10 protein-coding genes are annotated in these 13,224 nt (G+C 57.4%); 3 read left to right on the forward strand and 7 right to left on the reverse strand.

The window, feature by feature from the left end:
* Positions 1 to 290: 290 nt before the first annotated feature.
* From NSND_RS17835 to NSND_RS17845, 3 genes are read left to right on the forward strand one after another with little or no spacing between them, the layout of a single operon-like run.
* On the forward strand, positions 291 to 1,487 hold the full coding sequence (locus NSND_RS17835) for an efflux RND transporter periplasmic adaptor subunit (RefSeq protein ID WP_080880270.1): 1,197 nt from the start codon (positions 291 to 293) through the stop codon (positions 1,485 to 1,487).
* Positions 1,484 to 4,663, forward strand: coding sequence for a multidrug efflux RND transporter permease subunit (locus NSND_RS17840; protein ID WP_080880271.1), 3,180 nt, complete (start codon positions 1,484 to 1,486; stop codon positions 4,661 to 4,663). The genes NSND_RS17835 and NSND_RS17840 overlap by 4 nt, the downstream gene beginning before the upstream one ends.
* On the forward strand, positions 4,656 to 6,092 hold the full coding sequence (locus tag NSND_RS17845; RefSeq protein ID WP_080880272.1) for an efflux transporter outer membrane subunit: 1,437 nt from the start codon (positions 4,656 to 4,658) through the stop codon (positions 6,090 to 6,092). The genes NSND_RS17840 and NSND_RS17845 overlap by 8 nt, the downstream gene beginning before the upstream one ends.
* Before the next feature lie 169 nt (positions 6,093 to 6,261).
* Here NSND_RS17845 and NSND_RS17850 read toward each other — a convergent pair whose 3' ends face one another.
* The 7 genes from NSND_RS17850 to glgB form a co-directional block, all read right to left on the reverse strand.
* Positions 6,262 to 6,633 (reverse strand): hypothetical protein, encoded by a 372-nt coding sequence (locus NSND_RS17850; protein ID WP_080880273.1) that lies wholly within the window; start codon positions 6,631 to 6,633, stop codon positions 6,262 to 6,264.
* A 590-nt stretch (positions 6,634 to 7,223) separates the two neighbouring features.
* The gene (locus tag NSND_RS17860; RefSeq protein WP_143833613.1) at positions 7,224 to 7,469 is read right to left on the reverse strand and encodes a hypothetical protein; all 246 of its coding nucleotides are present in this window, start codon (positions 7,467 to 7,469) and stop codon (positions 7,224 to 7,226) included.
* 235 nt (positions 7,470 to 7,704) lie between these two features.
* The gene (locus tag NSND_RS17865; protein WP_080880276.1) at positions 7,705 to 8,067 is read right to left on the reverse strand and encodes a hypothetical protein; all 363 of its coding nucleotides are present in this window, start codon (positions 8,065 to 8,067) and stop codon (positions 7,705 to 7,707) included.
* A 337-nt stretch (positions 8,068 to 8,404) separates the two neighbouring features.
* Entirely contained in the window at positions 8,405 to 9,601 is a 1,197-nt protein-coding gene (locus NSND_RS17870; RefSeq protein WP_080880277.1) for a DUF2235 domain-containing protein, read from the reverse strand.
* A 390-nt stretch (positions 9,602 to 9,991) separates the two neighbouring features.
* The gene (locus tag NSND_RS17875; RefSeq protein ID WP_080880278.1) at positions 9,992 to 10,555 is read right to left on the reverse strand and encodes a hypothetical protein; all 564 of its coding nucleotides are present in this window, start codon (positions 10,553 to 10,555) and stop codon (positions 9,992 to 9,994) included.
* Between the two features lie 14 nt (positions 10,556 to 10,569).
* Positions 10,570 to 11,055: a hypothetical protein gene (locus tag NSND_RS17880; protein WP_143833614.1), complete on the reverse strand. Its 486-nt coding sequence runs from the start codon at positions 11,053 to 11,055 to the stop codon at positions 10,570 to 10,572.
* Between the two features lie 102 nt (positions 11,056 to 11,157).
* Positions 11,158 to 13,044 (reverse strand): 1,4-alpha-glucan branching protein GlgB, encoded by a 1,887-nt coding sequence (glgB, locus tag NSND_RS17885; RefSeq protein ID WP_080880929.1) that lies wholly within the window; start codon positions 13,042 to 13,044, stop codon positions 11,158 to 11,160.
* Positions 13,045 to 13,224 lie beyond the last annotated feature (180 nt).

The raw sequence follows: 13,224 nt of genomic DNA on the forward strand, positions 1-13,224 counted from the left end.
TGAGTGGGAAGAGGGTGGCGAATCCAGGCGTGGGAGACTGGGATCTCGCGCCCCCTTCCCATGATGGCGTCCCCACCGAACCACGTGTCGTCTCCCCGCTCGGCGCAACCTTCAAGTCTCGTGCAGTCCATTCTTGAACTAAGGGAAGAGCACTGTGCCCTGATTGCTTACGAGTGTCTGCCACGCAGATGCGCGCCGAGGCTCCGTTGCTTACGCAGGAGCCAACCAGTAAGATAGGCTTCCAGTAATATCCCATGAACTGCGTAATCAGATTTTATCAGGGAGCGAGCATGGCCAGGCGATCACGATTTTCAACTGTAGCCCCGATGATATACGGGTGCCTGGCGTTGGCGCTGCTCTCAAGCTGTAAGCAGGAAGTCGGTTCTTCCCAGGCCCCTCCGGTTCCAGAGGTCGGCATTGTCGTGGCGACGGCGCAGGACGTGCCCGATGAGCCGGAGTTCATCGGACAGTCGGAGTCATCGCGGCCGGTAGAAATCAGATCGCAGGTGACAGGGATTCTCAAAGAATGGTTCTTTAAGGAAGGCCGTGACGTCAAGAAAGGCGACCGCCTCTATCAGATCGACCCGGTGCCCTTTCATGCCGCAATGTTGAGCGCGAAGGCGAAAGTCGCTCAGGCAGAGGCGCGACTGGTGCAGGCCAAGCAGAATCTAGCCCGGGTGAAGCCCTTGTTGGCCGAGCAGGCCGTGAGTACAAAAGATGTCGATGATGCGGTGGCCGAGGAGATGGCGGCGAAAGCGAACCTCGAAGGCGCCAAGGCGGAACTGGTCAAAGCCAAGTTCGATCTCGACAACACGCTGATCGTGGCGCCCATCAGCGGCATGATCGAGCGGACGCGTGTATATGAAGGACGACTTGTGTCGGCCCAGACCGATCTCCTGACGATCATTCAGCAGGTCGATCCCATGTATGTGATCGTCAGCGCACCGGAAAGTTTTTTATTGAAGCGGCAGCGCGACAGTACGGCCAAACGGATTCAGCACCCCGGCGTCTATCAATTGCGCGGCGTCCTGACCTTTGCAGACGGGACCACGTACGGGCAGGAGGGGGTGTTGGACCTCTTGGATGTCGGACTCAAAACCGATACGGGATCGCGGCAGGCCCGGGTAGTCTTTCCCAATCATGATCGCGTGCTGCTGCCCGGGCAGTTCGTGCGGGTTCGCTTCAAGGGGACGGTCAAGACCGGCGCGATTCTGGTGCCGCAGCGTGCTGTGCAGCAAGGCGCCAAGGGGTCCATCGTGTTTGTCGTCGGGAATGAGGACAAGGTTGAGATGCGGGAGGTTCAGGCGACCAGCTGGCAAGGCAACCAATGGATTGTCGAGCAAGGGTTGCATGTCGGGGACCGCATCATCGTGGAAGGTCTGCATAAGATTGCGCCCGGCGCGCCGGTGAAGCCTGTGCCGCTTCCTGCTCCTGCCGCGACGACCGTTCCGACTGCCGCCAAGCCGCAGCCGGAGCGCGCCTCGTGATCTCCCATTTTTTTATCGACCGTCCGATCTTTGCGTCGGTTCTGTCCATCGTGATCATGGTGGTCGGCCTGGTAGCGCTGAAGGCGCTGCCGGTCGCTCAATTTCCTGAAATCACCCCTCCCGTCGTCCAGATCGAGGCCGATTACCCGGGTGCCAACGCGGAGATCGTGGCCGACTCCGTGGCGCGTCCCATTGAGGTTCAGCTTCCGGGCATCGATAATCTGCTGTACTACGACTCCACCAGCACCAACGACGGGCACATGTCGATCAAGCTGACGTTTGAGATCGGCACTGACGTGGACATCGCCCAAGTGCAAACGCAGAATCGGGTGAAACTCGCGGAACCGCAGCTGCCGCCTGAGGTCGTGCGCCAGGGGATCAGCATCAATAAGGTTTCTCCCGATTTACTGGCAGTGGTGGCGCTAAGCTCCATCGATCCGACGCATGACACGGTGTATTTGTCGAACTATGCGATTCTCCGTGTGCTCGACAATGTGAAACGGTTGCGCGGAGTGGGCAATGCGGTGGTGTTCGGCTCCCAGAACTATTCGATGCGGCTGATTCTGGATCCCATCCGGATGGCCCAGCTCAGCTTGACGCCGACGGACATCGCCAACGTTGTGCGTGAGCAGAACCGGGATTTTCCGGCCGGAACGATCGGCCGTGAGCCGGCGTTGAAGGGCACCGAGCTCACCATTCCCGTCATCACGCAGGGCCGATTGACGGAGGTGAAGGAGTTCGAGGAGCTGATCGTCCGTGCCATGCCGAATGGATCGATGATCCACCTCAAGGACGTAGCCCGCGTTGAACTGGGTGCACAATCCTATACGCTGGAAGGGCGTTGGAACGGCAAACCGAACGTGTTTTTGCTGACGTTCCTGTCGCCCGGTGCCAATGCGCTCGAAACGGTGAAGCGGGTTCGGGCTGAACTGGCCGAGGTGTCTAAGAGTTTTCCCACGGGCGTGTCCTACGATATTCCTTACGACACGACACGCTTCATCGATGTCTCCATCAAAGAAGTGGTGAAGACGCTGGCTGAAGCGATGGTGCTCGTCATTCTGGTGGTCTATCTCTTCCTCCAGAGTTGGCGCGCGACCTTGATTCCCGGCGTGGCGGTGCCGGTCTCCCTCGTCGGCACCTTTGCCGGGATGCAGGCCTTGGGTTTCTCGATCAATACCTTGACCCTGTTCGGCATGGTGCTGGCGATCGGTATCGTGGTGGATGATGCGATTGTCGTCGTGGAAAATTGCGAACGGCACATGACGCAGGGGCGGCTTTCTGCGAAGAATGCCGCCAAGCGGGCGATGGAAGAGGTGACGGGGCCGGTCATTGCGATTGTGTTGGTGTTGTGCGCGGTGTTTGTGCCGGTCGGATTCTTGGGTGGCATTACCGGCGAGTTGTATAAGCAGTTCGCGATTACGATTTCGATCGCAGTCATTATCTCCGGGTTTGTCGCGTTGACCCTCAGTCCCGCGCTCTGTGCTCTCGTTCTGAAGCCCGGTGAGGAGCAGCACCATGGAATTTTTGGCCTCTTCAATCGATTCTTTTCGTGGATGCAGTTGCGGTATATCTCGACGGTCGGCCTTGCGCTGACTCGACGTGTCTTGTCGGTGGCGGTGTTCGCAGTCCTGTTGATCGGTGTGTTCATGTTGTTCAGGGTCATTCCGAGCAGTTTCCTGCCGGAGGAAGACCAGGGCTACTTCATCACCATCGTGCAGCTGCCCGATGGCGCCTCCAAGCAGCGGACGGATGCAGTACTGAGCAAGATCGAGAGCTATTTCCTGGCCAGCCCGGTCATCCATTCAACCGATGCCCTGTCCGGTCAGAACTTCGTCTTCAATACGCGGGGGCCGAATGCCGCCACGATGTTCGTGCCGTTGAAACATTGGGACGAGCGCACGGCTCCGCAGCACCATGTGAAATCTATTATCGGCGCGGCCTACGGAGAATTTGCCAAGATTCCCGAGGCGCTCATTCTGGCGTTCAATGCGCCTTCTATTCGAGGGCTCGGCGCTACGGGTGGGTTTACTCTTCAGCTTCAGGATCCGAGCAGCGGGGATTTCAATAAGTTCTCCGCCGCCGCCCAGGAGTTCGTCGGCAAGGCACGGCAGAATCCGGCAATCGGCGCGATCGGCACGAGCTTTCGCGTCAGTGCGCCGCGCATTCTTGCGACGGTGAATCGCGAGCGGGCGAAGGCGCTGGGTGTGCCGATCTCAGAAGTGTTCGATACGATGCAGGCGTATTTCGGTAATTTCTACATCAACGACTTCATCAAGTTCGGTCGCGTCTTCCGGGTGCAGACCGAGGCCGATGCGCAGTATCGATCCACGCCGGAGGATATTTCGAAGATTTATGTACGGGCGAGTGGCCCTCAGGGTACCACCATGATTCCATTGGACACCGTGGTGAGCACGGAGTTCACGAGCGGTCCCGATCCTGTGACGCACTTCAATGGCTACAATACCGCGCTGGTGTTGGGGGCGGCAGCCCCTGGATTCAGTTCAGGCCAGGTGCTGGATGCGCTCGAACAAGTGGCGAAAGAGGTGCTGGTTCCGCAGGGATACGGGATCGATTGGAGCGGCATTTCCTATCAGGAGCGTATGGTCGGCAGTCAGTCGCTCTATGCATTCGCATTCGGGTTGCTGATGGTGTTCCTGGTGCTGGCTGCCCAGTATGAAAGCTGGGTGGTGCCGTTTGCGGTGATTCTGGCGGTGCCGATCGGTCTCTTCGGCGCGCTCAGCGCCGTTTGGCTCAAGGGCATGACCAACGATATCTACTTCCAGATCGGACTCGTGACACTGATCGGACTCTCGGCGAAAAACGCGATTCTCATCGTGGAATTTGCGAACAAACGGTTCGAGGAAGGCCATCCGTTGCTGGAAGCGACGATCGAGGCGGCGAAGCTCCGGTTTCGTCCGATTGTCATGACGTCGATGGCATTCATTCTCGGCGTGGTACCTCTGGTCATTGCCACGGGCGCCGGCGCTGCCAGCCGAAACTCCATCGGCACCGGGGTGTTCGGCGGGATGCTGGCCGCCACCTTTCTGGCTATCTTTTTCGTGCCGTTATTCTTTGTGCTGATCCGCTCGTTGAGTCGCCGCTTGAAAAAGCCGACTCCTCCGGCACAGGATGCACCGGACGATCCCGAAAAGGAGCGCGACTATCAACATGCGTAGACTGGCCCTGGTTCTTTCCTCGATCCTTCTGACGGCTTGTGCTGTTGGCCCAGACTTCACCAAACCTGACGCGACGACTCCGGATGCCTTCCGCATGGCGGAGGCGGGTGGGAATGCTGCATCAATCGCGAATACACCCTGGTGGGAGCTGCTCAAGGATCAAGAGCTCCAAAAGCTGATTCGTACGGCACTGGAAGAAAATAAGGACCTCCAGCGCGCGGCGGCGGCGGTGGAGGAGTTCCAAGCCCGCCTGTTTATCGCTAAAACAGATTTTGCCCCGCAGATGAATGTCACGTCGAATGCGCCGCTGTTCGGTCGGAAGACCAATTTCTTGTTTCCCGGCTTCCCCAATCCCTTCAACTACTACCTCCAGGGAAATTTGTCCTGGGAGATCGACATCTGGGGACGTATTCGTCGATCCAATGAGGCCGCGCGTGGCGATCTGTTGTCACGGGAGGAGAGTCGGCGCGCGATTGTGTTGCAGTTGGTGAGTGGTGTCGCGGAGGCCTACTTTGAGCTGTTGCAGTTCGATATGCAACTCGACATTGCGCGGCGTACCCTCAAGTCCTGGGAGGAGTCCGTCAGGATCGCTCAGGCGCGATTGCGGCAGGGAATGATTTCCAAGCTCGATGCCGATCAATTCGAGGCCGAACGGGCTAATGCTGCGGCTAAGGCGGCGGAGTTCGAACGTCAGAAGGTACAGAAGGAAAATCAACTCAGTGTGCTGCTGGGACGGAATCCAGGCCGGATTGCCCGCGGGCATTCCTTGACGGAGCAAGTGATGCCGCCGGACGTGCCCCCCGGCCTTCCTTCTGAATTGTTGCAGCGGCGTCCTGACATTCTGCAGGCGGAGCAGGATCTTGCCGCCGCCACGGCTCGCATCGGGATGGCGAAAGCTGATCGCTTTCCGAAGCTCAGTATCACCGGCATCCTGGGTGTGGCGAGTCCGCATTTGTCCCGTTTAGTGGCCAATGAAACCGCGTTCGGTGTCGCGGGGCCAGGCTTCGCCGGACCATTGTTGAATGCTCAGATCCTCGGTTTCCAACAGAAAGCTGCCGAGGCGCAAGCGCGACAAGCCGTGGCTCAATATGAGCAGTCGGTGTTGGTCGCGTTCAAGGAGGTGGAGGATTCGCTGGTCGCAGTCAGCACGGTTCGTGAACAGCGCACGGCACAATTGCAGCAGGTCGACGCGTTGCGGTCTGCGCTGAGTCTTGCCAATCTTCGTTACAAGGGTGGCCTGGCAAATTACCTGGATGTGTTGATTGCGCAGCGCAATCTTTTTGAGGCTGAGTTGGCGCTGATGGGAACCCATCGGCTACATCTCGTCTCCATTGTGCAATTATATAAGGCGCTTGGCGGTGGCTGGACCCCGGAAGGGCAGCCGCCGGTTCAGGCTCTGCCGGTGGTCTCTACACAGGAAACGCGATAGTGACGTTGCCTCTTGAGGCGTAGGTCTAGTCTGTTGCTATGCCCTGATACTTGTTCGCTCGCCCGCTTTCTCGTCGATCTCCCATAAGCTAAGCCGCATCCCCTTCACCTCGCTTCAACCTGAGCGCTCCCGGATTTTTCGGGTTGTGCTTCCGTTGCCTGAAAGACATTCACGTTCGACGATCGGCTGCCGATGTCAGGGTGAGGATCATGGCGAGGCTTCCACCTAAGGAGGCCATGAGCAGGATGGTGAGGCCGCTGTGTATCCATGCTGAGCTGGTTTGGAGTCCCAGTACGATATTCGTAAGGTTGAAGGTCCAGAGGGTTGCCGCCACCCATGCCAAGTGTTCCGCTCGGTTGGCGGAGAGGCGAGTGCCCACCAGGGTGAAGCCGAGCACTCCTGACAACAGATTACAGAGATATGCGGTTGAAGAATTGTTCTCAAGGGTTATCCCGGCTGCAGCCATGCACAGCCCCGCGGAAAATGTCAGCCCGTAAACGATCGCGGCATCGCGTACCACAGTTTTGGCGGTGGAGGTCACTGCAGCCTCCCCTGTTGATGATCGTCTCCTGGCCGACTGACTTCTAATTGCTTCATGATCAAAAAGAGAAGAGTTTGAGAGATGCCGGTAGAACGAGTGCTCGGTAGTGACGCACATTTCATGCTCTCGACTGGGCGACGTTTCACCTGTGCCTCCTTTTGAATCTCGGCGGAACGTGCAATCGGAAACGAATGCAGAGGAGGAACAGACCAACAGTAACCGGTCTCCTGTTCCTTGCGGGTGCGAGGTTGAATGACGGGGCGAGCCGACATGCTGTCATAGCCTTTTTTTCTGGGTCGAACTGAGAGGCGAGGGAGAAGAAAGTGATTTTCGGTTGCGCAGCCAACGGCTCAAACGTCGAGACATCGCATACACCAGGTTATCAATTGCGAGTACGACCGCGCCGATTAGGAACAGCCCCAGAATGAGAGCGAGCTCTACATCAATGGACATTGTTTATTCCACCGGTCTAGACATGAGTGAGTAGCGAAGAGGGATGCTCGTTATCTGCATACATTTCACTGCAAGACAATCGTGACCAGGATGCCTCCGGCCGTGATTTCCCTGACATCCTGGTCTTTGCATTGAGACTAGGCAGCCAGCTGTGCCATGCCTCCTGATCCGAAGTGGGCATGCTCACTGTTTGGGATCGTGGGAGCGGATTTGGAGGAGTGCAGTGCGGCGCCCTGAGTCTGTCGGTTGTGCTCCAACACCTTCTCGGCCACATTTCCGCAGTTCATGCATCGTTTGGCTTGGAGCCACATGGGCCCCGACGAGTCCTCCATATCCAGCAGGAAATCTTCAACCATGCATCCGTTGCAGCGAGAACACGTCATAGTGGCCTCCTTCATTGTTCAGTGCCTATGTGTAAGCGTAGAACCGGATGGTCATCTCCGACAGACCTGAATGAAGTACCTCCTTGGTGGTACCGCCAGGTGGGATGTTTTTACTGGTGGCCAAATATTGATAGGTGCATCGAGTCTTCGCTCGCCGGGAGGCGCGGAGATGGAAGCCACTCGGCATCATGCCCACCTTTTTCAAGAGAACTATTCCTGCCGTCTGTACGTGGGGCTATTCCGCGGCTGTAATCGTGAGTTCCTGGTGTGAGTCTTGAAATTCCAGTTCGAGGGGGAGGTGTTCTTCGAGGAAACCATTCAATCGAGCCCGTTCATCAGCATCCATCATGAGGAGTTCCACTCCGAATCGGTTTCCTTGTGCCCAGGTGACTCTCGCCAAACCTACCGAAACCGGTCGGCGATCTTCAGGAACCTGCAGTTTGAGCGCAAGGTAGTCTCCGTCGATGAGGCTGTGTGAGGTTGGGTGCGGCGCCCCGACGAGACCGGAATCGATGATCCGCCCTTTTTCTGCGCAGCCCATGGCCGCAGCAGAAAGGATGCAGTGAACGACGAATCTTCGATGCGATGAACGTGTCATGCGAACCTCCCGCGTGTGGCGAACGAGCACGACGAAACCCCGGTGATGAACCTATCTCGGCTATGACGGATCAGATAGTCTGCGAAGAGGGTACTTCTAACGAGGGGCACGTCAGGGGCGCGGAGCCTTAAGGATCTGTGGCGAGCGTCCTAGGGTTGAGGAAAATAGGCCATTGAAGAGTACGAATTAACGGGCAGTAGGTGTGTCTGTGGAGGTGAGCATCGAAGTGCTTGGTGGGGATTGTTGTTCGGTCAGGTAGCGTTCTAAGGCTGTGTCGTCCTGCTTTTCAAGGCGTCGTGTCGCGGGAGGTTGGTAGATTTGGTGAATACAACAGGGCTCATTCAAAATGTAAGACGCTTTTCAATCCCTCGTTTTTCGGTCGATAATGGGGCGTGTGGATGAGGCGTGTATGGACGGAGCTGTCCAGCACTTCGGTATTCGTTCCCGTCTGCATGACTGGTCGATAGAATCGTGAATGAAACCACTTCCGGATCCTTCCAAAACACTCGCTAAACGAATCGTGAATCGGACTTAGCGCATTTGGCTGCAGCGGAACCAAACGGGTTTCAATAGCCAATCCCTTTTCCATTGAGTGCCGCTGTAGCCAGGCCAAGGCGACATCTGCCAAGTCCCGTTCCGGGTAGGCCCCGCCGAGATCACCGTGTGCCCCTGCGAACCAGCGTTGTTCAATGGTCTGCCCCGGGCAGGCCGGTGAGGTCCACAGTGTCGCGTTGTGATCTGCGCGGTGTTCGTCGATGGCGAGTGCATGATAGGCCTGTTTTACGATCGAACTCAGTTCTGTATCGTGAAAATTATAGCGGTGGTCGTTGAGCCATTTGAGGGCGTTGGTCGGAATTCCAAGTGGGCCGACGGTTTCCCACAACCCGAGTAGCGTGATCGGAACTTCCAGTGTTCCTCGCCGTCTCGCGGAAGTAGGCATTCCTGCAAGGATATCGCCGTGACCCTTACGATAGAGGCGATAGGCATCGTCGAGGGCCTGGTGGGAGGGCTCAATAATCATCTCATGTAGGCATTGTCGAAGAGCAGTGGATGTTGTAGTCGAAGGTGACGGATGGGAGACGACCTCACGCACGTGCTTGACAAGATCGGTATGTAGAAGCCCGGCGGGAATGAGGCCGGCGGTGGTGAGCAGGCCGACGAGAGAACGTGCGGTATACGCACCTCGACTGAAGCCATAGACAAACAGCTCATCACCGGGCTCGTAGGTGGCGGCGAGGTAGGCGTAAGCGTGAAGGATGGTCTGATCCACTCCATACCCAAATGAGCCAGGCCGGAACCGATAAAACCAGGGAATGTCGGCACCGGAGTCATACCATTTCTGTTGCGCACGTCCGTCCTCCGTCCGCGGGAGGATTGAATGGTAGAGCCGCAGTACATTCGTGGCCGGAGATAGATGACGGTGGGAGTTATGTAGGGTTTGTGTGTTGGGAGTGCACGATGAGGGCAACTGCCTGCCAGGGTCTGGAGGTAAATCCCACATGCCATCGAAGCACAGAATCAATCGTTTGGACACGCGACTTCTTTCTCCTAGGCGCACGAGAAGCGGTTAGAGCTGTTCTTGTGATCCGCTTGCTTCGATAGGAAGAGAGCAGGCCCAAGCAGCGCTGTAGCCGCATTGCTCGCCCATGGGAGAGCAAACTTAATGCCATTATTGTTGGTGCCGGGGTGAGTTGGAATTGTGTCGATGCAGGTGATCGATAGCCATGTGAACAACTCAATCACTGCCTTTTCAGGCTGAATCCTGAGGAAAGAGAGGAAATAAGGGTCTATCTCACGATAGACCTGTATCAAATGGGATACGGATTCGTATCCGAAAGCATACGTGCATATGTGACATGTGTGCGTGAGTCGCGAGTCGAGGTGGAGTCGAGGCTGTGGCTCGAAGCAGATATGTCAGGAGAGTTTACCGGTGAGTAGCCTTGATGACAAACTCGCGATCTTGTTCAATCTGAGTGGCCAATTGGTGCAGGGCTTGGGCGGTGGCCTCGGCGATCGGCTCTTGATCCGATGCGGTAACCCATCTCACTGAGGAGCCAAGGGCTTCACCTTCGGCTGCGTATGTCTTGAGGGGCGCTTCTCCGGAAAAGGCAAGGTCGGATTCCAAATGGACCCGGTAGAGGTAGCGGTCAGGCGCGCGAAGCATGAGCCAGGCTTTCACAACCAGGCGCATGTCACCGGCTTCTGTTCCGATAGATGTGAAGGTCTGGCGCTGAGTGAAATATTCGACAATCGTTTGTTGTAAGTCTTTCGACGGCCATTCGAGGAGGGGAATACCTGGCATGTGATCCGCCCCTTCTATGGCGAGAAACGGTACCTCAAGCTGCACCGTCGCGGGGATCGGGGCCGCAGCCCTGTCGCTCGATGGTGAGGTGACGTGAATATGATGCACACACCCGGCCCCGACCAGATAGGTGCCAAGCAACATGATTGTGAGTCGGTACTTGAGACCCCGTGTGGGGCGACGCATTCTGAACTCCATGGTTAGTGGGAGGAAGGGGGCGGGGTGAGGATGTCTAAGTCACGAATGGCTCGCGCCGCCTGCTCCCGATAGGTCCGCTCTGTCGTGCCGGTGTAGGTATCAATGACACGTTGGTAGGTTGCTCGGGATTGCGCATATTGCTTCTTGATCGAGAGATATTGTCCCAAGGCCAGCCAGTTCTGGGCGGCCGTCTCATTAGCGGTGCGAAGGTCGGTCCATTCGCGATCGACCTGGTTGGTTCCTGGACGATTGACACGCCGAGAGATGATGTCGCCTAACTGGGATGAGAGGTGTTCGATCGCTTCATTCTCCCGGACGGCCGCTGCCACGCGATCATGTGTCAAGTGATCGTAGAAGGCTTCGACATGATCCTTAACGGTGTCGGCCCGTTTCTCGTGGATGTCGTGGGAGCAGTGCGCGAGGGTGAGGCAGGCCGTGAGCAATACCAGCCCGTGCCACATCGAAGCTGTACGTGAGCGAATCGCCATCGTCGCCTCCTCGGTAAATCGGACGTTTGAGGTCCGATGTTTTTCGTCTCGTGTCGCGATCCTACCGTAGCTGGGCGTGGAAAGGCGAGCCTAGGGACGGCGCTAGGAGGGGGCCTTGAAGAACAGCACAGAGAGCGGGGGCAGCGTCATGGCCAACGAGTGCGTTCGATCATGGGCTGGAATGGGCTCAGCCGAGAGGCCGCCGAGATTTCCAAGGCCGGTGCCGCCATACATGGACGCGTCGCTGTTCAACAGTTCTTTCCAATAGCCGCCTTGTGGGACACCGACGCGATACTGCAGCCGTGGGACTGGCGTAAAATTACAGACGACGGCGATGTGTTGCTGTGGTGTCCGGCCGTGTCGCAAGAGACTGATGACCCCGGCATCCACGTCCTGGCAGTCGATCCACTCGAACCCTCGCGGGTCGAAATCGAATTCATGCAGCGCCGGCTCTGTCCGGTAGAGGTGATTCAGGTCGGCGACCCACCGTTGCAGCCCTTGATGGGGCTGGTACTGGAGCAGGTTCCAATCGATGCTGTCGTCGTGGGCCCATTCGCGCCACTGGCCGATTTCACCACCCATGAAAATCAGTTTTTTTGCAGCCTGGGCGTACATATAGCCGAACAGCGCACGGAGGTTGGCGAATTTCTGCCAGTCGTCGCCGGGCATTTTGCCCAGGAGCGAGCCTTTGCCATGGACGACTTCGTCATGGGACAGGGGAAGTAAAAAATTCTCTTGGAACGCGTAGAGCATGCGGAAAGTGAGGTTCCGGTGATGATGCTTTCGGTACACGGGGTCCAGCGCCATGTACTCCAGCGTGTCATGCATCCATCCCATGTCCCATTTCATGCCGAAGCCCAATCCGCCCGCATACGTCGGGCGTGACACGGACGGCCAGGAGGTGGATTCTTCCGCAAAGGTCTGCACGTCCGGATGGCGGCGATAGATTTCTTCGTTGAGTTGCCGTAAGAAGGTGATGGCCTCCAGGTTTTCCCGGCCGCCATGCCGGTTGGGAATCCACTCGCCTTCTTTTCGGGAATAATCCAGATACAGCATCGACGCGACGGCATCCACTCGCAGCCCGTCGGCATGGTATTGCTCCAGCCAGAAGAGGGCGCTGCTGATCAGAAAGCTGCGGACTTCGTTACGACTGTAGTTGAACACCGCCGTCCCCCAATCGGGATGGAGGCCCTGGCGGGGGTCCGCATGTTCGAAGAGGTGGCTGCCGTCGAATCGACCGAGCCCGTGTTCATCGGTCGGAAAATGGGACGGCACCCAATCCAGAATGACTCCGATATCGTGCTGGTGGAGCTGGTCGATCAGGTACATGAGGTCCTGCGGCGTCCCATAGTTGCCGGAGGGGGCAAAGTACCCGGTGGTTTGATAGCCCCAGGAGCCAAAGAAGGGATGGTCCATCAGGGGCAGAAACTCCACATGAGTGAAGCCCAATCGCTGCACATACTCAATTAGTTTCGGGGCAGCTTCGCGATAGCTGAGGGAGCGGTTGCCTTCTCCGGGAACCCGCATCCATGAGCCGAGATGGACCTCGTAAATGCTGATCGGAGCATCCAGCGCATTGTGCCGTGCACGAGTGTGCATCCAGTTGCTGTCCTGCCAGGTGTAATCGAGGTTCCAGACCACGGATGCGGATTTCGGCGGAATTTCGTTCAGTCGTGCGAACGGGTCTGTTTTGATGAGTACCGAGCCATGGTGCCGTGACCGGATGTGAAATTTGTACAGCGCGCCGACTCCCACACCGGGGACGAATCCTTCCCAAATGCCTGAAAATTGACAGGGGTGGAGTGGGTGGCGAGTGGGGTCCCAATGGTTGAACGTCCCGAAGACCGAGACCTGCTCGGCTTCCGGCGCCCACACCGCAAAGTACGTGCCCTCGACACCCTGCAAGGTCGCGGGATGCGCGCCGAGTTTATCGTACAGGTGGAAATGAGAACCTTCGTTAAAGAGGTAGAGGTCGTTCGCCGTGAGCAGACTCCGGCGCTCGTCCGTGAGTCTCGTTGCCGGCGTAGCCGGATCGAGATGTTCGCCGGCGCGATGATTGACAAGGGGGTCCACAGGTGCAGAGTACTGTGGTTGAGGGCAGATCGTCAATCGGCCGGCAATGGTTCCGATCGTGGGACTCTTCGGGATCTTGCTCCAGACTAGTGACAC

This window comes from Nitrospira sp. ND1 (genome assembly GCF_900170025.1).
Classification (GTDB): Bacteria; Nitrospirota; Nitrospiria; order Nitrospirales; family Nitrospiraceae; genus Nitrospira_A.

Excerpts from the sequence above, each read along its gene's own strand:
- NSND_RS17880 (WP_143833614.1), bottom strand. The coding sequence starts at position 11,055 with ATGGCGATTCGCTCACGTACAGCTTCGATGTGGCACGGGCTGGTATTG.
- NSND_RS17875 (WP_080880278.1), bottom strand. The coding sequence starts at position 10,555 with ATGCGTCGCCCCACACGGGGTCTCAAGTACCGACTCACAATCATGTTG.
- NSND_RS17835 (WP_080880270.1), top strand. The coding sequence starts at position 291 with ATGGCCAGGCGATCACGATTTTCAACTGTAGCCCCGATGATATACGGG.
- NSND_RS17845 (WP_080880272.1), top strand. The coding sequence starts at position 4,656 with ATGCGTAGACTGGCCCTGGTTCTTTCCTCGATCCTTCTGACGGCTTGT.
- NSND_RS17865 (WP_080880276.1), bottom strand. The coding sequence starts at position 8,067 with ATGACACGTTCATCGCATCGAAGATTCGTCGTTCACTGCATCCTTTCT.
- NSND_RS17860 (WP_143833613.1), bottom strand. The coding sequence starts at position 7,469 with ATGACGTGTTCTCGCTGCAACGGATGCATGGTTGAAGATTTCCTGCTG.